18 protein-coding genes are annotated in these 20,891 nt (G+C 63.9%); 2 read left to right on the top strand and 16 right to left on the bottom strand.

Features of this window, described 5'->3' with window-relative positions; genetic code table 11:
* Positions 1-4: 4 nt before the first annotated feature.
* The 15 genes from AT395_RS13680 to AT395_RS13610 all read right to left on the bottom strand — a co-directional run bounded on the left by AT395_RS13680 (position 5) and on the right by AT395_RS13610 (position 17,502).
* Positions 5-772, bottom strand: coding sequence for an ABC transporter permease (locus AT395_RS13680; protein WP_048629505.1), 768 nt, complete (start codon positions 770-772; stop codon positions 5-7).
* A gap of 70 nt (positions 773-842) precedes the next feature.
* Positions 843-1,847, bottom strand: a complete 1,005-nt coding sequence (locus AT395_RS13675) for an ABC transporter substrate-binding protein (protein WP_042116008.1) — start codon at positions 1,845-1,847, stop codon at positions 843-845.
* 107 nt (positions 1,848-1,954) lie between these two features.
* On the bottom strand, positions 1,955-2,917 hold the full coding sequence (locus tag AT395_RS13670) for a LysR family transcriptional regulator (protein WP_042116007.1): 963 nt from the start codon (positions 2,915-2,917) through the stop codon (positions 1,955-1,957).
* A gap of 442 nt (positions 2,918-3,359) precedes the next feature.
* A complete protein-coding gene (gene hutG / locus AT395_RS13665; RefSeq protein WP_231606152.1) occupies positions 3,360-4,328 on the bottom strand; it encodes a formimidoylglutamase in 969 nt (322 codons plus the stop codon).
* A gap of 28 nt (positions 4,329-4,356) precedes the next feature.
* Positions 4,357-5,574 (bottom strand): imidazolonepropionase, encoded by a 1,218-nt coding sequence (gene hutI, locus AT395_RS13660; protein ID WP_042116006.1) that lies wholly within the window; start codon positions 5,572-5,574, stop codon positions 4,357-4,359.
* Positions 5,575-5,581: 7 nt separating this feature from the next.
* A complete protein-coding gene (locus AT395_RS13655; protein ID WP_042116005.1) occupies positions 5,582-6,961 on the bottom strand; it encodes an amino acid permease in 1,380 nt (459 codons plus the stop codon).
* Between the two features lie 186 nt (positions 6,962-7,147).
* The gene (gene hutH, locus AT395_RS13650; protein WP_376738372.1) at positions 7,148-8,704 is read right to left on the bottom strand and encodes a histidine ammonia-lyase; all 1,557 of its coding nucleotides are present in this window, start codon (positions 8,702-8,704) and stop codon (positions 7,148-7,150) included.
* A gap of 33 nt (positions 8,705-8,737) precedes the next feature.
* Complete coding sequence (gene hutU / locus AT395_RS13645) at positions 8,738-10,417, bottom strand: urocanate hydratase (RefSeq protein WP_042116003.1); 1,680 nt, start codon at positions 10,415-10,417, stop codon at positions 8,738-8,740.
* Between the two features lie 168 nt (positions 10,418-10,585).
* Positions 10,586-11,341: a histidine utilization repressor gene (gene hutC / locus AT395_RS13640; RefSeq protein ID WP_042116002.1), complete on the bottom strand. Its 756-nt coding sequence runs from the start codon at positions 11,339-11,341 to the stop codon at positions 10,586-10,588.
* Between the two features lie 295 nt (positions 11,342-11,636).
* Complete coding sequence (locus AT395_RS13635; RefSeq protein ID WP_048629502.1) at positions 11,637-12,845, bottom strand: porin; 1,209 nt, start codon at positions 12,843-12,845, stop codon at positions 11,637-11,639.
* Positions 12,846-12,943: 98 nt separating this feature from the next.
* A complete protein-coding gene (locus AT395_RS13630) occupies positions 12,944-13,423 on the bottom strand; it encodes a TIGR00725 family protein (protein WP_107337588.1) in 480 nt (159 codons plus the stop codon).
* A gap of 70 nt (positions 13,424-13,493) precedes the next feature.
* The gene (locus AT395_RS13625) at positions 13,494-14,381 is read right to left on the bottom strand and encodes an ABC transporter permease (RefSeq protein WP_082164860.1); all 888 of its coding nucleotides are present in this window, start codon (positions 14,379-14,381) and stop codon (positions 13,494-13,496) included.
* 11 nt (positions 14,382-14,392) lie between these two features.
* Complete coding sequence (locus AT395_RS13620; protein ID WP_082118041.1) at positions 14,393-15,511, bottom strand: extracellular solute-binding protein; 1,119 nt, start codon at positions 15,509-15,511, stop codon at positions 14,393-14,395.
* Between the two features lie 54 nt (positions 15,512-15,565).
* Positions 15,566-16,606 (bottom strand): ABC transporter ATP-binding protein, encoded by a 1,041-nt coding sequence (locus tag AT395_RS13615; protein ID WP_048629500.1) that lies wholly within the window; start codon positions 16,604-16,606, stop codon positions 15,566-15,568.
* Complete coding sequence (locus AT395_RS13610; protein ID WP_082164842.1) at positions 16,603-17,502, bottom strand: ABC transporter permease; 900 nt, start codon at positions 17,500-17,502, stop codon at positions 16,603-16,605. Before AT395_RS13610 ends, AT395_RS13615 begins: the two co-directional genes overlap by 4 nt.
* Before the next feature lie 241 nt (positions 17,503-17,743).
* Between AT395_RS13610 and AT395_RS13605 the strand changes: the two genes are divergently transcribed.
* Both AT395_RS13605 and AT395_RS13600 read left to right on the top strand, forming a co-directional pair.
* A complete protein-coding gene (locus AT395_RS13605; RefSeq protein WP_048629498.1) occupies positions 17,744-18,640 on the top strand; it encodes a LysR substrate-binding domain-containing protein in 897 nt (298 codons plus the stop codon).
* 59 nt (positions 18,641-18,699) lie between these two features.
* Positions 18,700-19,677: an alginate lyase family protein gene (locus tag AT395_RS13600; RefSeq protein ID WP_094069006.1), complete on the top strand. Its 978-nt coding sequence runs from the start codon at positions 18,700-18,702 to the stop codon at positions 19,675-19,677.
* Between the two features lie 46 nt (positions 19,678-19,723).
* Here the strand turns inward: AT395_RS13600 and AT395_RS13595 are convergent, their stop codons facing one another.
* Positions 19,724-20,881 (bottom strand): DSD1 family PLP-dependent enzyme, encoded by a 1,158-nt coding sequence (locus AT395_RS13595; RefSeq protein ID WP_048629496.1) that lies wholly within the window; start codon positions 20,879-20,881, stop codon positions 19,724-19,726.
* Positions 20,882-20,891 lie beyond the last annotated feature (10 nt).

The raw sequence follows: 20,891 nt of genomic DNA, 5'->3' as shown, positions 1-20,891 counted from the left end.
TCGTTCATGCTTGCCACCTCAATACCTTGCGCTCGATGGCGCGAAAAACGATATCCGTCACCAGCACAGTGACACTGATCATCACCATGCCGAGCACCACGACTTCCGTCTGGAAAAACTCCTTGCCGTTCATGATGAGAAAGCCCAGACCTTCGCGTGCGGCGACGAGTTCGGCCGAGATTACGCACGTCCACGACAGGCCAAGGATGATCTTCATGCCCGAGAGAATCTGCGGCAGACTCGCGGGCAGAATGACCTCGCGCATGACCTGTGCGTTGCTCGCGCCGAGATTCTTGGCGGCGCGAATCAGCAGCGGGTCGACGTTGCGGGTGGCTTCGATCACGTACACCAGCGCCGGGGCGAACGTGCCCATGAACACGATGCTGTACTTCTGCGTCTCTGAGATACCGAACCAAAGCAGCGAGAGCGGAATCCAGCTCATCGACGGCAGCGGACGCAGGAACGACAGAATCGGATCGAACGCGGCACGGGCATAGCTCGACGTGCCGAGCAAAATGCCGAGCGGAATGGCCACGACCGTTGCGGCGATGAAGCCCGTCATCACGCGGCGCGTGGAAGCGAGCACATTCGAGAGCAGCGAGCCGTCGGCCAGCATCGACGCGATGCGTTCTCCGACAGCCGACGGTGGCGGCAGGAACAGGGGATCGACGATCCCGGTGCGGCAGGCCGCTTCCCAGGCGAGCAGGAACACGACCACGGACGCAAACCCCACGCCCAGCAACGTGGCGCGGGACGGTTGACGATGATTCACAATCAGACTCCTCGAGCGTGCGCCGGCACGTCTACCGACGGATATCGGCGCACTGATCCATCTGCGGGAATTACAGATACGACGTGTTGATCCACTGGCGTACGGCGGGTGCCTTGTCGATTTGCTTGTACGTCACCAGCATTTCCGCGAGGCGTTGCAGACCATCGACATAACTGCCGGGCGACTTCATCAACTGCGTTTGCTGGGCGATGCTGTACCACTCCGCGCCCTTGATCGTCTCAATCTGGTCGAGTGCCGACATGCCGGTGAGTGCGATCAGCGTACGTGCCGCTTCGTCCGGCTTGTCGCGCAGCGTCTGACAGGCATCGAAATACACCTTCAGGTACTTGCGAACTGCGTCCGCATTCTTCTCCGCCCATGCATTGCGCACGATCAGAACGTCCGGGCCCGGCGTCACGTTGTACTTCTTGTAGAGCGAGAACTGCGTGTCGTCGGCCAGCAGCTTCATGCCCGACATGGCGCGGATTCGATTGAACTGGGGCGTCCAGGCGGCGGCGGCGTCGATCTGCCCCGACTGAATTGCGCCCGGCAACTCAGGGGCGGGCACATTGAGCACCGTCACATCGTTCGACAGACCGGCGTTGCCGAGCAAATCCAGCACCAGCAGATGCGCACTCGACGCGAACGTTACCCCCAGCTTCTTGCCCTTGAGGTCTTGCAGCGAATTCACGCCATCGCGCACGAACAGACCTTCCACGCGGCCGAAGCTCTCCGGCACCGCCACAATCGAGAAATGCTTGGCGCCGCGAGCCATCAGCGCGAGCGCCGATACGATGCCCGTACAGGCGATATCGATACCGCCCGAGAGTACGGCGCTCATGCGCGCAGACGACGTGCCGAACGACTGCCATTGCTGGTCGATACCTGCGCTTGCCAGAGCGCCGGACTTCATTGCCAGATAGGCCGGGTAGTGTCCCAGCCAGGCAGAACCGCCGTATTGCACCGTCACGGCATCTGCGGCGCGGGCGATCCCCGGCAGAGACAGACCGCCGGCGGCGGCTGCGGCGGAAAGGGTCGCGCTTGTGTGAAGGAACTTGCGTCGGGAAAGGTTCATGCGTGTCTCCATGTAGGTAGTGTGTTATTCGCGTTGAACGTTGGGCGCGCTTCAGGTGAGATCCATCTGGCCCGGCGCCCGGGGCGGTGGCGTGAATTCGTTGGGTATTAGCAAAGTGACAGACGTTCGCCGAGCCAGGGCATGATGCGGCGCAGTTCCGGAAACGCCTCCTGTTCGAGTGCCATGCGACCGGCGAGAAAGCACTGCGAGGCCATCTCGGACACCTCGCCTTCGCGCGAGACCTGATAAATAGTGCGCGACAGCGCTGGGCCTGGCAGAGGCAGTGCGGTCAATTCAGAAAGCGACGCACGACCTTGCAACAGGCATAGCGGGGTCGCGATCGTGAAGCCGAGATCGGCGGCGACCATTGACATCACAATGTCCGACGTATCGATTTCGAGGTGCATGCGAGGTGAGTGGCCGGTGCGTCGAAGGTGGCGTTCAATCACGGCACCGAAGTGCGAGCGTCCGGAGAAGCGAATCAGCGGCATTGTGCGGATCAGTTCGCTGAGATCGGCCTTTGCGAGTTCGGCTGCGCGAGCCTTGGGTACGACAACGACAAACGGCTCCGTGAAGATCGGGCGGCGCACTAGGCGTTCCATGTCGTTCATGGGGTCGCTGGTCACAATGAGATCGAGGTGACGGGCGAGGAGGGCTTGCGCGTGGCCGTTGGCGAGGCCCGACCAGAGCAGCAGTTCGCTGGTGCTGCCAGACATTTGGCGGACGATGGAGGGGCCGACAGTGGCGGCGAACGAATCGATCATGCCTACACGAACCGCAGCGCGGCTGGCGACATCGGCGTCTTGGACTTGAGCGATGAGCCGATCCATGTCGTCGACAATCTGACGGGCGTGGCGAGAAAGCGCGAGTCCGGCGGGCGTGAGTTTGAGGGGGCGGCGCGAGCGATCGAGCACCCGGGTCCCGACGGTTTGTTCGATTTGGGCGATGGCTTGAGAGATCGCGGACTGGGTGATGCCGAGTGTGCTGGCGGCGGCAGAAAGGCTGCCTGCGGAGGCGACGGCTTCGAAGATCCGCAACGATCTGACGTCGAGGTCTGCGCGCTTCTTCATCGGCGAGTCTCCGGTCCGGGCGGCGGTTATCAGGGGGCGGGAGGGCCTATCTGAGGCGCTGCGAAGAGTTGATATAAGAATTTCTGGCGATTGTAGAGAGGGAAGGGGGAAAAACGAAACAAACTTAAGAAAAACTAATACTTTGTATTAGGCTGCGAGAATGCCATGCAGGGGGCGGCGGAGCCGCACGCCATTCATCCCAGGGGTCGAAACACAAAATAGACAAAGAAGGGAGAGGAGGTTTCGGTGGAAGGACAGGGGGAGAGGAGAGGGACGGACCGGGGCCGCTTTCTGCAGCGAGTTGGGTTTATGTTTGAGAGGTGGAAAGGGGCCCCGGTCCGTCTGACAGCGGGAGTGTGGAGCGGGTTGAGCGCGTGAGGTAGAGAATAGGCAAAAGATAACGATGCCGCGCGACGAAGCGTCGGTCGCGGCAGCATCGAAGTCAAATCAGACGATAAGCGAGTCGAGCGGCGACGCGTGCGCCGGTGCCGAGTGGGTCGAAGTGCGGGTTGTACTCGGCGAGATCGGCCACGCGAAGTTTCCCTGAGCGGCGAACATGAGTCACGATGGCTTCGACGACCGGCAACGGCACGCCATATGCGGCGGGGGCGGAGACTCCGGGCATGACGGGTGCGGGCAACACATCGAGATCGATGGTCAGATAGACATGTGAGACCTCTGCGATCAGCGCATCGATTTGAGCGAGACGGGCATCCAGATGCCGGTCCTGCATGTCGGTGTCTTCGACGTAGGTCACATTCAATTCACGGGCGCGTTCGAACAGCGATGCCGTATTGCTGAGTCGGCTCACGCCGAGGCAGGTGTAATCGAACGGAAACCCGGTCGACTCGCAGGCTTGCGCGATCTGATCGAACGGGGTACCTGATGAGCCGGGACGTGCTGTGCGCAAGTCGAAGTGCGCGTCGAGATTCAGGATCAGTACACGCGAGCGGTCGCCCTTGGCGTCGAGATGTGCGCGCAGCCCTTGCCAGGTGCCCCAGGCAATTTCGTGCCCGCCGCCGAGCACTACCGGGTGTGCCCCGGCGTCTAGCTGACGGCATACGGCTTTGGCCAGTGCTTGTTGCGAGGCTTCGAGATCATCGCCATCGCAAGTAACGTTGCCGGCATCGTACAGACACGCAATGTCGTGTGCGGGCAAATTGGCCAGCGCACGCCGAATCGCCTGCGGCCCGTCGGCGGCGCCAATGCGGCCTTGATTGCGTTTGACGCCCGCATCGCAGGCGAACCCGAGCAGCACGGGGGTGCCTTTGGGCGCCGCGTCCGCAGGTGGCTTGATGTCTTGCACCACATTGAATAGGCGGCGCGTGTCGCCGCGCTCGCCGATATCCGTGCGTCCTTGCCAGACCGGCATATCGCCATCGCCGGACATCGGCGCCAGTTGGGTTGCCATGGAAGCGTTTCCTCTTGGTCGGACAGACTCAGACAGTGGCGAGATCGCGCCACTGCCCGTTGCGCACCGTGCGCGACGGCAGATCGCCGCCAAGCCAATAGGCGAGTTCTGCCGGGCGCTCGATCTCCCATGCCACGAAGTCCGCTGTTTTGCCCGCTTCGATCGTGCCGTGCGTGTCGAGCATGCCGAGTGCCTTGGCGGCATTTCGCGTAACACCCGCGAGTGCTTCCTCGGGCGTGAGGCCGAAAAGCGTACAGGCCATGTTGAGCATCAGACGCAGCGACAACGCAGGCGAAGTCCCGGGATTCAGGTCGGACGCCACTGCAATATCGACGCCGTAGCGTCGCAGCAAGTCGACAGGCGGACGTCGTGTTTCCTGCAACATGTGGAAGGCGCCGGGCAGCAGCACTGCCACCGTGCCGGCGCGTCCCATTGCGGCGGCGTCTTCGGGAGTCATGTACTCGAGATGATCGGCCGACAGGGCGCCCAGTTCGGCGGCGAGACTCGAACCGCCGAGCGGAGAGAGTTGCTCCGCATGCAGCTTCACGGGCAACTTCAGCTTCTGCGCGCGCAGCAGCACCCGCATCACTTGTGCCGGTGAGAACGCAATCGTCTCGCAAAAGGCATCCACTGCGTCGACCAGATGCTCCTCGGCGAGCTTCGGAAGAATCTCGGCGCACACGTAGTTCACGTACTCGTCGGCCTTGCCTGCGAACTCCGAGGGCACCGCATGCGCAGCCAGACACGTCGTCTTCACCGTAACCGGCAACGCTTCGCCCAGCCGGCGGGCCACCCGTAACATCTTGCGCTCGCTGTTCAGATCGAGACCATAACCCGACTTGATCTCCACCGTGGTCACGCCGTCGCGCATTAGTGCGAGCAAACGTTTGCGCGCCGACGCGAAGAGGGCGTCTTCCGTCGCATCGCGCGTGTGCCGCACCGTGTGCTTGATACCGCCGCCGGCCGCTGAGATCTCCGCATAGCTCACGCCTTGCAGCCGCTGCTCGAACTCAAGACTACGGTTGCCGCCAAATACCAGATGCGTGTGGCAGTCGATCAGACCGGGCGTGACCCACGCCCCCTGAAGATCGACGCACTCGTCGGCCCCGGGGGCCGGGCGCTCGCTGCGCGGACCGACCCACTCGATCCGGTTGCCGGCGGTCACGATCACCGCATCTTCAATAGCGTGATAACGACCGTCGCGCATTGTGGCAACGTGGCAGTGCTTCCAGTAGGTACGTTTCATGTGAGGCTCATTCCAGGCTCAGTGGGGCGCGCACCTGCGCTTCCTTGGGTTTGACACCGAACAGATAAGCGATGGACATCAACACGATCCAGCCGGCGCCGACATACAACGCAACGCGGGTGTCTTCCATGTAACCGAGCACGCCGATCACGAAGAGCATGAATGCGATCGCGAGTGCCGGCCCGATCGGCCACAACGGGACCTTGAACTTGAGTTCCGCGACTTCGGCGGGCGACAGGCGCCGGCGCATTGCCACCTGCGAGAGCAGAATCATCAACCAGACCCACACCGTCGCGAACGTCGCGATCGACGCAATGATCAGGAACACGCCTTCCGGAATCAGATAGTTGAGCACCACGCCGCCGAGCAATGCGGCTGTCATCACCAGCACCGTGACCCAAGGCACGCCATGGCGCGACGTGGCTGAGAAAGCGGCCGGCGCCTGACCATGCTCGGCCATGCCGAACATCATGCGGCCCGCCCCGAAGATATTACTGTTGATGGCGGAAATAGCGGCCGAGATCACGATCAGATTGAGGATCGCCGCTGCCGATTTGATCCCCAGTCCAGAGAAAATCTGCACGAACGGGCTGCCCTGACTGCCGATCCCGGTCCACGGGAAGATCGCCATCAGCACGCACATCGTCAGCACGTAGAACAGAAGAATGCGCAGCGGCACGGCGTTGATGGCGCGCGGAATCACCTTCTCGGGATTCTTGGCTTCTCCGCCCGTAATGCCGATGATTTCAATCCCGCCGTACGCAAACATCACCACAGCCAGCGACGCTACGAGTCCGCCCCAGCCATTGGGCAGGAAGCCGCCATGCGACCAGAGGTTGCTCACCGCCGGGGCGTGTTCGCCATGCAACTGCACGCCGGCGAACAGAATCACGCCACCGCCGACAATCATCGCCACGATGGCCACGATCTTCACCAGCGCCAGCCAGAACTCCATCTCGCCGTACACCTTCACGTTGCACAGATTCAGGCCGCAGATCACCATCACCACGCCGAGCACCCAGATCCATTGCGGCACATCCGGGAACCAGAATCCCATATAGATGCCGAATGCCGTCACGTCGGCCAGACACACGATCACCATTTCCAGAATGTATGTCCAACCCGTGAGGAACCCGGCCAGCGGACCAAGATTGTCACGGGCATAGCGGCCGAACGAACCGGATACCGGCTGACGCACCACCATCTCGCCGAGCGCGCGCATCACCATGTACACGGCTGCACCGCCCACGATATAAGCGAGAATCACCGCCGGACCGGCGAGTTGGATGGCCGAGGCCGAACCGTAGAACAGCCCGGTGCCGATGGCTGAGCCGAGCGCCAGAAAGCGGATATGCCGTGCGCTCAGATTGCGTTGAAGGTTCTTCAAGTTGTCTCCTGAATGCGTAATGCGCCAGCCCGCGCAAGCGAGCGGCAAGAAGGTTCGGGTTGTACGGCCGGTGGTCGGGCAAGCCGCACCAACGGTTCGCCGGACGAGAGGGCAACCCGGTACGCCACGGGCCGGAGCGCGAATCACTGTTCGTTTCGCCCCGGCCGGGCGGAAATCAAACGTGACTCAAACGCTCGGCAACGTACCGGAAGGCACCAGCGTGCTCAGTTGCCGTTGCGCGATCAACGCGCTTGCGCCCTCGATATCGGGCGCGAAATAGCGATCCTTATCGTAAAACGGAACCGCCTGACGCAGCAACGCGCGGGCACGCTCGAGCACCGGCGTCGACTTGACACCCTCGCGGAAGTCCAGCCCCTGACAGGCGCTGAGCCATTCGATGGCGATGATGCCTTTCACGTTATCGGCCATCTCCCAAAGCCGCTTCCCGGCATTGGGCGCCATCGACACGTGGTCTTCCTGGTTGGCCGAGGTCGGGAGACTATCAACGCTCGCCGGATGTGCCAAGGCTTTATTGTCGGAGGCCAGCGCTGCGGCCGTCACCTGCGCGATCATGAAACCGGAGTTCACGCCGCCGTTGGCCACCAGAAACGCGGGCAACTGCGACATATGCTTGTCCATCATCAGCGAAATGCGACGCTCGCTCAGCGCGCCGATTTCGGCAATCGCCAGCGCAAGATTGTCGGCGGCCATTGCGACCGGCTCCGCGTGGAAGTTGCCGCCAGAGATCACGTCGCCCTGTTCCCAGAACACGAGCGGGTTATCCGACACAGCATTCGCTTCGACCGCCAGGACCTCGGCTGCCTGACGGATCTGCGTGAGACACGCGCCCATGACCTGCGGCTGACAACGCAGCGAATAGGGGTCTTGCACCTTTTCGCAATTCGCATGCGACTGCCCGACTTCGCTCGTCTCGCCAAGCAGATGACGATAGAGCGCAGCCGCGTCGATCTGGCCACGCTGGCCGCGTGCTGCATGAATGCGGGCGTCGAACGGGGCGCGCGAGCCGAGCATGGCCTCCACGGTCAACGCACCACACACACTGGCGGCCGCGAACATGTCTTCCGCTTCGAAGAGACCGCGCAACGCGTAGGCCGTTGACACTTGTGTGCCATTGAGCAACGCCAGCCCTTCTTTGGCGGCGAGCGTGAGCGGTTCGAGGCCGGCCACGGCGAGGGCTTCGCGCGCGCTCATCCACTGACCGCGATAGCGGGCTTCGCCTTCGCCCAGCAACAGCAGCGACATGTGCGCGAGCGGGGCGAGGTCGCCCGACGCGCCGACCGAACCCTTGAGCGGAATGCGCGGATAAACCTCGGCGTTCACCAGCGCAACGAGTGCGTCGATCACCTTGCGGCGAATGCCCGAGAAGCCGCGCGCCAGACTATTGATCTTGAGCACCATGATGAGGCGCACCAGCGCGTCGTCGAGCGGCGCGCCGACACCCGCTGCGTGCGACAGCACCAGCGAGCGCTGGAGATTTTCGAGATCCTCATGAGCGATGCGTGTCGTGGCAAGCAGGCCGAAACCGGTATTGATGCCATAGGCCGTGCGGCCCTCGGCCACAATGTTCTCCACGCAGGCCACGCTCTTGTCGATGGCGGCGTAGGCCGTTTCGTCGAGCGTGAGGGTGGTCGGGTTCTGGTAGACGTCGCGCAGTTGTGCCAGCGTGAGCGTGCCGGGCGTCACAAATAGTGTTGCCATGGACGGATTTCCTTGATTCGACATATTCGGGGGTGTCTTGCGTATTGGGTGTCTGACTTATTTCGCGGTGCCCAGCATGGGCAGGTTCAGGCCGTGTTCGCGTGCGCATTCGACGGCGATGTCGTAACCGGCATCGGCATGGCGCATGACGCCGGTGGCCGGATCGTTGTTCAGCACCCGGGCGATGCGCGCGGCGGCGGCGTCGGTGCCGTCGCACACGATCACCACGCCGGAGTGCTGTGAGAAGCCCATGCCGACGCCACCGCCGTGATGCAGCGAGACCCAGGTGGCGCCGCTCGCCGTGTTCAGCAGGGCATTGAGCAGCGGCCAGTCGGAGACGGCATCGGAGCCGTCGCGCATGGCTTCCGTTTCGCGATTGGGGCTGGCGACCGAACCCGAGTCCAGATGGTCGCGGCCGATCACGACCGGTGCCGAAAGTTCTCCCGAGCGTACCATTTCGTTGAACGCCAGTCCGAGCTTCGCGCGCAGTCCCAGACCGACCCAGCAGATGCGCGCAGGCAGCCCCTGGAAGCTAATGCGCTCACGCGCCATGTCGAGCCAGCGGTGCAGGTGAGCATCGTCCGGAATCAGTTCCTTGACCTTGGCATCCGTCTTGTAAATGTCTTGCGGATCGCCCGAGAGCGCAGCCCAGCGGAACGGCCCCACGCCACGGCAGAACAGCGGGCGAATGTAGGCGGGCACGAAGCCGGGGAAGTCGAACGCGTTTTCGACACCTTCTTCCTTGGCCATTTGCCGGATATTGTTGCCGTAGTCGAACGTCGGCACGCCCATTGCCTTGAAGTCGAGCATGGCCCTGACGTGCACGGCCATCGACTGTTTGGCCGCCTTGACGACCTCGGCCGGCTTCGAACGGGCGCGTTCGCGGTACTCGTCCCAGGTCCACCCGATCGGCAGATAGCCGTTAAGCGGATCGTGCGCGCTGGTCTGGTCGGTAACCATGTCCGGTCGCACGCCGCGGCGCACCAGTTCCGGCAGAATTTCGGCGGCATTGCCGCACAGCGCAATGGATGTGGCCTGACCGGCGGCCGTGTATCTGGCAATGCGCGCGAGAGCGTCGTCGAGATCCTTCGCTTGCTCGTCGACATAGCGCGTGCGCAGGCGGAAGTCGATGCTGGTCTGCTGGCACTCGATGTTCAGCGAGCAAGCCCCGGCCAGCGTGGCGGCCAGCGGCTGCGCGCCACCCATGCCGCCGAGACCTGCGGTCAGCACCCAGCGTCCCTTCAGATTGCCGCCGTAGTGCTGGCGGCCGGCTTCCACGAACGTCTCGTACGTGCCTTGCACGATCCCCTGGCTGCCGATGTAAATCCATGAACCGGCGGTCATCTGGCCGTACATGGCGAGCCCTTTGGCGTCGAGTTCGTTGAAGTGTTCCCAGGTGGCCCAGTGCGGCACCAGATTCGAGTTGGCGATAAGCACACGCGGCGCGTCGGCGTGGGTCTTGAAAACACCGACCGGCTTGCCCGATTGCACGAGCAGCGTTTCGTCGTCGCCCAGCGTTTTGAGCGTTTCGACGATCTTGTCGTAGCACTCCCAATTGCGTGCGGCGCGCCCAATGCCGCCGTACACGACGAGGGCGTTCGGATTCTCGGCGACGTCCGGGTCGAGATTGTTCATCAACATGCGCAGCGGGGCTTCGGTGAGCCAGCTACGGGCATTGAGCTGAGTGCCGCGCGGGGCGCGGATCGTGACGTCGCGATATCGGGTAGGTTGGCTCACAGCGTATTCCTCTAGTTCGGAGCAAATGATGGCTTGTACAGTATTGTATATACAAGTAATCGGGAACTAGGGTTTTCACGCACCTTGCCCGATGGGCAAAGCGTTTTAGAGGGCAGAGGAATGGACTGGCGGGAGAATCGAGCGCCGGCGTAACCGACCGGGCGCGGCTTACTCGACTTCGCCGAAGCGCCCTTCGAGCCGGTGACGTGAGCCGGGGTGCAGCAGGCGGGCGACGGAGACAATGCGCTTGCCCGACCACGTGCGACGCCGGATGAGCAGGCACGGCTCAGTGCGCGGGATCTGCAACATCTGGGCTTCTTCCGGCGTGGCCGTTACGGCCTCGACAACGTGCTCGCCCGAAGTGAGCGGCGAGTGACGTTGCAGATAGACGTTGGGCGTGATCTTGGTGAAGTCCTGTTCGAGGTAATTCGGTGCAAGAGCCGGATTGACGAAACGATCTTCGATCTGCACCGGCACGTTGTCCTGATAGTGGACGATCACCGAGTGGAACAACGTCTCACGCTCCTGCAGGCCCATGGCAAGTGCGCGTTCGGGGCCCGCAAGTTCTGCACGCAGCAGTTTCACGTCGGCGCGATGCCGATGCCCGTGTTCGGCAATCTCGTCGGCGATGTTGTTGACAGCCAGCAGCGGGGAGTGCGATTTCGGTTCTGCGACGAACGTACCTACGCCCTGCATGCGAACGAGCCGGCCTTCCGCAGTGAGTTCGCGCAGCGCGCGGTTGACCGTCATGCGGCTCACGCCCGATAACTCGACGAGTTCGTTTTCCGATGGCACGCGGTGGTGCGGCGGCCAGGCGCCACTGTCGATCTGACGGCAGATGAACTGCTTGAGCTGCAGGTAGCGGGGCGCCGGCCCTTGTTCGTTGAGCGTTTCGACAGTCGGCTGGGCGGTTTGACGTGGCACCTTGTTGGGCTCTCCGGTCACGGACATGCGGGTGGGAAAGCCTGAAGGATAAGCCAATCGTCTGCCGGAGACGAGAAAAAAGAGGCACGCTTGCGCACGACACGGCTTGAGGCCAGACCGTGCGAGGGATGTGCGAAAGCGTGCCTAAGGGTGAGCCGGTCCGCCATGCAACGCCACACCCTGTCCACAACGTTGCGCGTCGATCCGGTTCTCGCGAAGTCCCCGGGAGTACTCAAGTCCCCCGCCGTGGGGCGGCAGGGGACCGTCCTGCATGAGGTGTCACGCGCTCAGCGCATCAGAACGTCTGGCGGATGCCCATGCGGAAAATCGTCTGGGTGGCGGTGGCCGACGAGATGCCATTGCCTACGTCGCCGACCGACGCGGTGGCGGAAACCACATTGCCGAACGTGTCGAGCGTGCTGCCCGACGCCTTCTGATAGCCGACCAGACCGTACAGCGACGTACGCTTGGACAGCGCGTAGTACGTGGCAAGGTTAAACGTGTGGTACTTCGGGCCGCCCGTCCCCTTCACATCGCTGCCTTGCGTAAAGTTGTACGCAGCGGCCAGACGCAGGGCCGGAGTCAACTGGTACGCCACGGACGTGCCGATGGAGTTGAACGTGAAGCCGCTGGCAAACGTCGACAGTGCGCCCGGCGTGTAGTGCACGTTGCCGTACTGAATTCCGACTTGCGTGGCGCCGAACGTGTAGGAACCGGCAGCGGAGAAGATGCGCTGGCTGGCGGCCGAAGCAAAGCCTTCGTTGATCGACGAGGCGAACGTGCCGTCATACGAGCCGCTCCACGTGCTCGTCGAGGTGCCGTAGGCGTTGGTCGCTTGCAGGTAACCCACGCCGAACGCGATCGGGCCGCTGGCGTATTGCCCTCCGACCCCCCAGGTGTTCTGATTCTTGACACTGCCCGGCTGACCGCCGAAGCCATAGATGGCGCCGAACTGGAAGCCGCCGTACACGGGGCTTGCCCATTTCACCGAGTTGTTCACGCGCGCCTGGTTATCCTGATTGTCGATATCGCCCGGGTGTGCGCCCATGCCGGTCACGAACGTGCCGGCACTGATCGGGCCGACGTAGTCGACGATCGGGTCGTATTGACGGCCGAACGTGAGCTTGCCCAACGTGGCGCTTTGCAGCCCCATCCACGCCTGGCGGCCAAACAGGCGGCTGCCCTGGCCCATCGTGCCGTTGCCGATATTGAAGCCGTTCTCAAGCTGGAAGATGGCCGCGTTGCCACCGCCCAGATCTTCCGAGCCCTTCAGGCCCCAACGGTCGCCCGACCACGTACCGCTCGCGAAACCCCAGTTCGAGCCGTTGGTGTAGTTGATCGGTGCGCCAACGCCACCTTTACTGTTGGCCGTGCGCTGGCCGCTCGTATAACCCACGCCGGCGTCGACAATGCCATACAGGGTCACGTTGCTTTGCGCATGGACCGGAACCAGATAACCGGTCATACCGCCAAGACCGAGTGCTGCGAGAAGAATACGTTTCATAATATTAGTAATCCTAAATATATGTGACAGGAGCATCACGAGAACGCACCGGCAGTTCCCCCGGTGTGGGTCGGGAATACGGAGACTGCCGGTCTGGCTTACCGGAGGGGATCACCTCCGGGAAGTCCGGTGACGCTCAGCCAGGTGGCGACAGCCACGACCAGGGCGTCGATATCGTCGAAGTTCTCGGCCCCCGGCACGGCCGGGGCGTCGAGGACAGTAAAGACCGGTTTGCGCCATTGCAGGCCCAACGCGATTTCCGAGAGCGTGCCGAGCCCGCCGCCGACGGCTACGAGACACACCGACGCCCGCGCGATGAGGGCGTTGCGCGTGATGCCGAGCCCGGTGGGCAGTGCCACGCTCAGGTGCGGGTTGGCGTCGGCGGCATGATCCTCGGGCAACAGGCCGATCACGATGCCGCCGGCCGATGCTGCGCCCGCCGACGCCGCCTCCATCACGCCGCCCTTGCCGCCGCACACCAGCGCGATACCGGCGGCAGCGAGGGCTTCGCCGATGCACTGCGCCGCGTAAAGCTGCGCGGGGGAGGCGTCGCGCGGACCAATCAGGCCGACGGGCATCACGTGACGCGCCGCGCCGGTCTGCCGGGCGGTCAGTTGCGCGAGGGCGTGGCGGGCCGAGGCCGACCACTCATTGAGGATGACGCCGTACAAGACACTCTCCGAGAGCGAGCACACCGCTGCATACCGCCATCAAGACGAGCGACAGCGCAGCGGCCTGTGGGAAATCCGTTTGCCCGTCCGACATCTTCAGGAACATGAGCAACGGCAGGATGTTGATCTGGGTACCGGCCAACGCGAGCGCCGTGCCGTAAGTCCCCATGGCAATGGCGGTGACGAGACACCATGCGGCAGCCAGCGTCGGCCACAGTTCGCGTAGCGCCACGTCGAGTAAGGCACGCAGCGGCGTTGCGCCCAGCGTAAGGGCGGCTTCGATCGGACGGCGATCCAGATTGGCAATCGCCGGATAGACCATGAGCGCCACGCGGGGGATCAGGTAATACGCGTAAGCGGCGATCAATCCCGGCGCGGTGTAGATCAGCGCACCGACACGAACCGGATCGGCGCCGAGCGAGGCGAGCGTGAGTGTCACGAACCCCGAGCGCCCGAACGCGAGAATGAAGCCGTAGGCGATCACAAGGCCCGAGAAAGCCAGCGGCACGCCCATCGCGGCGAGCCAGACGCGGCGACGGCGCACACTCTGGCGGGCCAGCGTTACGGCAATGAGCGAGCCCACCATCAGCGACGCAGTGCCCGCACCAGCCGCGAGCACCAGCGAGTTGACGAAGGCACTGCACACCAGCGGGTCGAGCGCAATGGCGATAAAAGCCTCGCCATGCCCCTCGAACGCCGCGACGATCAGCGCGGCGAGCGGCAGCCCGAAGCCGATCGCGAGCACCAGCGCGGCGGGCAGGGCGCCGAAGCGGCGTACCCAGCCGCGCGGTGCATGCGCCGCTTTCGCGCGCTGCGTCGCGTTCGACCCGACCGGCTCCGCAGGATGGATGCGCAAGGGCGTCATGATGCGCGGTCTCACTTGGCGAGCGCGGCCGCCGACCAAAGGCGATCGACTTCCGCCTTCTGCGCCGCAGCGCGAACCACGTCGAGCGGGTGGACTTGCGGGGCGTCGGGCATGCGTGCGCGCATCTCTGCCGTGAGCGGCACGCCGGGCACCGCCGGGCGCACATAACCTTGAGCGAATAACGCCTGACCGACCGGGCTCATGATGAGGTTCAGCCAGAGCTTGGCGGCGTCCGGGTTCGGGCCGTTCTTGACGAGACTGATCGCATACGGCGCCGACACGCTGGCTTCCTTCGGAATCACGACCTGTGCAGCCTCGCCCATGCCATCGCTGTATTTCGCCTTCAGGCCGTCGTTTTCGTAGCCGATGAGAATCGGAATCTCGCCTTTGACGAACTTGGCGTACGGCGTAGTGCCTTCCACACGCATCACGTTGCCCGCGTCGCGCAGCTTGCCGAAGAAATCGGCACCCGGCTTCGGATTGTCGACACTGCCGCCGAAGGCGTAGGCGGCGGCGAACACGGCAACCTGACCCTGACCGGTCGAGCGCGGGTCCAGATAGACCACCGCGTTCTTGTACTCGGGCTTGAGCAGATCGGCCCACGACTGCGGCACATGCTTGACGAGCTTCGTGTTCACGAGGAACGCGATATTGAGCGAGTGGATCGTGAACCAGCGGCCGTCGTTATCGCGGAAGACCTTTGGCAGCGTGTCGAAATTGATCGGCTTGAACGGCGCAACGACATCCTTCTGCACTGCATCGAGCGCCGAGCCAGCGAAGTAGTAGGCCGTGTCGGCTTGCGGACGGCGGCGCGATTTGTCGAGAGCGACCACGGTCGCGGCCGAGCCGATGTCGTTGTACGTAATCTCGACCTTCGGATAGCGCTTGCGGAACTCGGCGAACAACGCCTTCCAGTTAGCCCACTCCGGGCCGGTATCGAACGACACCACCAGACCTTCCTCGGCGGCCTTGGCGTACAGATCGGCTTCGCCAGGGTAAAGCGGTGCGGCCGCGCCGGTCTGGGCGAATGCCGCGCCTGCCGTGCCGGCAAGCAGCGCGAACGAGACGGCGAGCGTGGTCAGCGACGGCAATGCCGCACGCGAGCGCAGGGGAGAGGCAGGGTGAATCATCGAAATAGCTCCATCAGGGGCACGGGGTAAGGAATTCGGTGGATTGCGCATTCGTTATTGGGCAATGGCTGCGGGCAGCACGCGCAGATGTGCGGGGTCCAGTGCGATCGCCGTGGTGGCCGGCGTGCGGCTCTCGCCGAGCAGCGGCGTTGTCGCGCCATGTGGCAGGAAATCGAAGCGGCACGTGGCGCCGAAGAAGCGCACCGCACCGGGGCTGCCATGCAGCCGGTTGACGGTCGCCACCGGTGGGTCGCACTGAATATGTTCCGGGCGCACGAGCAGCGAGACGGCGCTCCCCGGCCCCCACGCACCGGTATGCACGTGCAACTCGGCAAAGCCGACATCGACCATGCCCGCTCGTGTCACGCGAGCAGGCAGCACCGTCGACAGGCCGGTGAAGCTCGCCACGGTGACGCAGGCAGGGGCGTCGTACAGACGCTGCGGCGTATCGATCTGCAACAGGCGTCCGTTATCGATCACGGCCACGCGATCGGCCAGACTCAGCGCCTCGTCGCGATCGTGCGTGACGATGAGGGTTGTGGCGCCGCTGGCTTGTTGCAACGCGCGGATTTCGTCGCGCAACTGCTGACGGATACCGGCGTCGAGCGCAGCGAGCGGTTCGTCGAGCAGCAGCACGCGCGGCGAGACGGCGAGTGCCCGTGCAAGCGCCACCCGTTGCTGCTGACCACCCGAGAGCGAGGCGGGACGGCGCGAGGCGAAATCGGCCAGCCCGACCCGCTTCAGCATGTCGAGCGCTGCGCGCCGGCGCTCGGCCGTGTTCACGCCGCGCATGCGAAGCCCGTAGGCCACGTTCTCGGCAACGCTCAGGTGAGGGAACAGCGCGTACTGTTGAAACACCATGCCGACGTGACGGCGCCACACGGGCACACCACCGACATCTTCGCCACCAATGGCGATACGACCCCGGTAGCCGTCGAGGAGTCCGGCAACCAGTCGCAGCACCGTCGACTTACCCGAACCGCTGCGGCCCATGACCGCCAGCAATTCTCCCTGACGGACTTGCAGGCTGACATCGTCGAGCCCTTGCGCCGCACCGGCGTAACGGAAGCTGACGTTTTCAAGTGTGAGACTCATGAAGTGACCTTCTGGCGGGAAGCGGCAACGATCGACAGTCCGGTCGCGGCGAGGGCGAGCACCAGCAGCACCACGGTGGCGGCACAGGCAAAGCCGGTGGCACCGTAGAACGCTTGCAGCAACACCACCGGATAGTTGCGATAGCGGAAGCCCGCAATGAGATTGGAAATCTGGAACTCGCCGATGGACAACGCCGCGACCATCACGAGCCCGGCGACCAGACTGTGCGTAAGGTTCGGCACGGCAACAGTCGCGAACTGACGCCAGGGCGAGGCACCCAGCGTGGCGGCGCAATCCTCGAGCCTGACGATGTCGAGATGGCGCAAGTCGGCGAGCAGGGTTTGCGTGAGATACGGCAGCGTAAGCACCGTGTGCGCCAGCACGAGCAGCGGGAGCGAGCCCAACCACGGCAGCGTGTCGCCGCTGAACACCGCGATATAGCCGAAGCCGAGCGTCAGTGCGGGCACGGCCACCGGCATCAGCGTTACCCACCGGGCGACGGCGCCGCGTCCGTAACGGGCGCGATGATGCAGCGTGTAGGCGAGCGGCAGGCCTACGGCGGCGGTGATCGTGCAGCAGCTCAGCGCGACGATGAGGCTGGTGGAGAACGCACGGCGAAACGACGGATCGCCGGCGAGCTCAGCGAACCAACGGCTGGTGATGCCCACCGGCAGCACGGTATTGGTCCACGTCTGGCCGAACGCGCCGATTAGCAGCAACAGCACTGGCAGGCAGAGGTAGACAAGGAAGAGGGCCGCCACGATTCGCACGGCCCAGACCAGTGCGCCGGTGCGCGCGCGCCGTGGCGGATGCTGCGTCACACTTGCCTCGGCAGGGGCTGCGCTGTGCCGGTGCGGCACAGTTGGGGCAAGGCGGTCGGCGTGGAAGTCTGACATCGGGGAAACCTGAACGGCGTACGGTAACAAAATCTCCGGGCGGATCCGAATGTCTCGCGATCCCTTGCGGGGGAGGGCTGACAGCCGAATCAACATTGGTCGTCAGTGTCGTGTTCCGAGATGTCACCGTCATGAAGAAAACACATGAATCGGGCATCGTTCTGTGCGAAAACGGAACAGTTGGCGAGTCCGCGCGAGCGGCTGCCAAGTCAAGCAAACCCACGCCCGCCTTACGTCTGCCATGCGCCATTGCTATCCCAACGTCGCCGAATTGCTCGCGTTCACCAGTGCCGCGAGACACTTGAATTTCTCTCGTGCAGCCCGTGAACTGGGACTGACGCCTAGCGCCGTGAGCCGCCAGATTGCAGCGTTGGAGGGCCTCGTGGGCACGCCGCTCTTTGTGCGCGAGGGTCGCAACCTTACCCTCACCGACGCCGGGCGCCGCTATCATGAGCGCGTGGCCGAGCCGCTTCGCGAGATCGGTAACGCCTCGCTCGAATTGATGACGTCGCGAGGAGACAGCGATTTGCTGACGATTGCCAGCGTGCCCACCTTCACCACCAAGTGGCTGATTCCGCGCTTGCCTGCCTTTCTGGCAAGTACCCCGGGCGTGACGTTGAGCTTTAGCCGTCATTTGTCGCATGGCGACGCGTTTCCCTTCACGCTCGACGCCGCCATCCGCTACGGCGACGGCACCTGGGAGGGGGTGGTAAGCGACTATGTGGACGGCCGCTGGTTCATGCCGGTGTGTGCGCCATCGTTCCTGGCGCGCTATCCGCTCCACCATGTGGAGGACGTTGCCCGGGCGCCTAGGCTGGTGCACAACCAGGCCGAAGATGTTTGGGGTACGTGGGCCGATCGTTACGGCGTGGCGACGCATGCGCAGCGACCGGAACCGCGTTTCGAGCAGTACTCGGTGTTGCTGCAAGCGGCGGAAGCGGGCATGGGCGTCGGTCTGGTGCCTGCGTTTCTCGCGCGCGAGGCGGTGACGGCAGGCCGCCTCGTCGAGCCGGTGAGTGCCGGTGTCGATGTGCCGCATCACGGGCATTACCTGTGTTATCCGCGAGAGCGGCTGCAACAACGCACCGCATTGCGGCAGTTCCGAGAATGGATGTTGACGCAAGCGGCGCAAGGATAAGGAAAATGGGACGTCGATCGATGAGATTCCAGTCACTCTCGCTAGCAGGGTCGGTTGCCATGCTGCTTCACATCAACGCCTTCGCGGCGCAGAACGACTGCCCCGCGCCACCGCCGGGCAGTCCCGACATTCGCGCGATCGGGTACTACACCGACGCTGCGCGTTCCGTGATCGACCCGCGCCTGAAGACGCAGAACGACGCCGCCGTCAAACCGCTCAACGCCTTCGCCGCTCACGTTGCGAAGTTCGCCGACGCTTACGCGAAGGGCGCCGACGAAGCGGCCGGACGATGCGCGCTGACATGGCTCGACGCGTGGGCCCGAAGCGGCGCCATGCTGGGCCGCATGGCGCATGTGAACAACGATCAGTCCGACTACATGCGGCAATGGACCCACGGCGCAGCGGCCATGGCCTATTTGCGTACGCAGGCGCTGGCGAGCGAGCAACAGCGCACCGACATCGAGACATGGCTCAAGCGTCTGTCGGCAGCGAATCTCGCGTATTGGGACAACCCGAAGCACAAGCGCAACAACCACTACTACTGGACGGGCGTGGGCATCATGGCGACGGCAGTTGCCACGCGCGACGATACCTTGCTCAACACGGCGCAAGGCATCTATCGCGCCGGCATCGACGCGATCGAGCCCGATGGCCGTTTGCCGATGGAAATGTCGCGCAAGCGGCTTGCGCTTCACTACCACGATTACGCGACGGCACCGCTGGTGCTCATGGCGGAAATGGCGCGTTTGCAAGGCGAGGACTGGTACACCTACCGGCAAGGGGCGCTGGAGCGGCTCGCTGCGCGCGTGGCAGACGGCTATCGCGATCCGTCATGGTTCAATACGCAGTCGGGTGCGGTGCAGGAGACGGCGACGCCCAAGGCGTCGAGCGGATGGGTCGAGTTCTATCGTCTGCGCTCGCCCGATCCCATGCGCTTCGACGCCATGCACGCGGCGGGTCCGTTCCAGGACCCGCGCATGGGGGGCAACCTGACGCTGATGGCGCAGGAGGGCATCGTCCCGTTGCCCCAGCAGTGAGTGGCAGGCGGCGCGCCGGACGTTAACCGGGGATCGCCTCGGGGCATCACCAGCCGTGCAGTCGCGGCCAGACGGCCGGATCCCGGTCCGGCGCAATGGCGTGGTACTCGGGGAATTGCGCCCCGGTCGCGCAGGCGTGATTCGGCATGATGCGCAACAGCGTACCGATAGGGAAGCGCGCCACGATGTCGGTGTCGGGCGCGCCGTCGCGCGACAGAATGCCGTGCTCCTGATTGGCGCCACTGAGTGTGTAGCCCGGCACGACGCTGCCGTCGATGCGACAAACCTGCCCATAGCCAAAATCGTGTTTCTGTTTCTGCGTACCCCGGTCACGGCTCATGGCCATCCAGCCGGCATCGACGATGGCCCAGCCTTTGTCCGCCTGATGGCCGATCACCGTGGTGAGCACACTCAACGCCAACTCGCCGGTCGTGCAAACGCCCACGTTATGCATGACAAGATCGAAGAACACATACACGCCCGCGCGCACTTCGCTCACGCCGTCGAGCTGCCTGGCGGCGAGCGCTGTCGGCGTTGAGCCCACGCTGACCACGGGGCACGGAAAACCGGCATCGCGCAACCGCGTGGCCGCTCGCACGCAACCGGCGCGTTCCTGCTCCGCAACGGCCTCGAGCGCTTCGGGCGTGTCGAAGTCGTAGCTGGAGCCCGCGTGCGTCATGACCCCGCCCAGTATCGCGCCGCCCTCGCGAAGCACGCGTGCGACATCGAGCAGTGCATCTTCTTCGGGGCGGATGCCCGAACGATGCCCGTCGGTATCGATCTCGATCAACACCTCGAACGTCTCGCCGAATTCTGCGCCGAAGGCCACGATGGCTTGTGCCGAAGCCACGCTGTCCGTGACGATTTTCAGATCGCAGCCGCGACGGCGCAACGCGAGCGCCGCCGGAAGCTTGCTGGCAACCATGCCGACCGCGTAGAGGATGTCTGTGACACCGTCGTCGAAGAAGCGCGCTGCTTCCTTGAGCGTCGAGACAGTGATGCCTGTCGCCCCCGCGTCGATCTGGGCGCGGACGACTTCCACGCATTTACTGGTTTTGACGTGAGGGCGAAAGCGCACACCCAGTGCATTCATACGCGACTGCATGCGGTGAATGTTGTGCTGCATACGCGGCACGTCGATCAAGGCAGCGGGCGTTTCCAGCGCCTGTAATGAAGCCAGCGGAACGTTCTGTATCGATGTCATGGCGTCAGTG

It is taken from the genome of Pandoraea apista (assembly GCF_001465595.2).
GTDB lineage: Bacteria > Pseudomonadota > Gammaproteobacteria > Burkholderiales > Burkholderiaceae > Pandoraea > Pandoraea apista.
Note: the sequence above shows the minus strand (reverse complement) of the source record. Positions and strands in the feature narration are given on the sequence as shown.

Excerpts from the sequence above, each read along its gene's own strand:
- AT395_RS13635 (WP_048629502.1), bottom strand. The coding sequence starts at position 12,845 with ATGAAACGTATTCTTCTCGCAGCACTCGGTCTTGGCGGTATGACCGGT.
- AT395_RS13670 (WP_042116007.1), bottom strand. The coding sequence starts at position 2,917 with ATGAAGAAGCGCGCAGACCTCGACGTCAGATCGTTGCGGATCTTCGAA.
- AT395_RS13620 (WP_082118041.1), bottom strand. The coding sequence starts at position 15,511 with ATGATTCACCCTGCCTCTCCCCTGCGCTCGCGTGCGGCATTGCCGTCG.
- AT395_RS13600 (WP_094069006.1), top strand. The coding sequence starts at position 18,700 with ATGCTGCTTCACATCAACGCCTTCGCGGCGCAGAACGACTGCCCCGCG.
- AT395_RS13605 (WP_048629498.1), top strand. The coding sequence starts at position 17,744 with ATGCGCCATTGCTATCCCAACGTCGCCGAATTGCTCGCGTTCACCAGT.
- AT395_RS13595 (WP_048629496.1), bottom strand. The coding sequence starts at position 20,881 with ATGACATCGATACAGAACGTTCCGCTGGCTTCATTACAGGCGCTGGAA.
- AT395_RS13610 (WP_082164842.1), bottom strand. The coding sequence starts at position 17,502 with ATGTCAGACTTCCACGCCGACCGCCTTGCCCCAACTGTGCCGCACCGG.
- AT395_RS13625 (WP_082164860.1), bottom strand. The coding sequence starts at position 14,381 with ATGACGCCCTTGCGCATCCATCCTGCGGAGCCGGTCGGGTCGAACGCG.
- hutI (WP_042116006.1), bottom strand. The coding sequence starts at position 5,574 with ATGAAACGTACCTACTGGAAGCACTGCCACGTTGCCACAATGCGCGAC.
- hutH (WP_376738372.1), bottom strand. The coding sequence starts at position 8,704 with ATGTCGAATCAAGGAAATCCGTCCATGGCAACACTATTTGTGACGCCC.
- AT395_RS13615 (WP_048629500.1), bottom strand. The coding sequence starts at position 16,606 with ATGAGTCTCACACTTGAAAACGTCAGCTTCCGTTACGCCGGTGCGGCG.
- hutG (WP_231606152.1), bottom strand. The coding sequence starts at position 4,328 with ATGGCAACCCAACTGGCGCCGATGTCCGGCGATGGCGATATGCCGGTC.
- AT395_RS13675 (WP_042116008.1), bottom strand. The coding sequence starts at position 1,847 with ATGAACCTTTCCCGACGCAAGTTCCTTCACACAAGCGCGACCCTTTCC.
- AT395_RS13630 (WP_107337588.1), bottom strand. The coding sequence starts at position 13,423 with ATGCCCGTCGGCCTGATTGGTCCGCGCGACGCCTCCCCCGCGCAGCTT.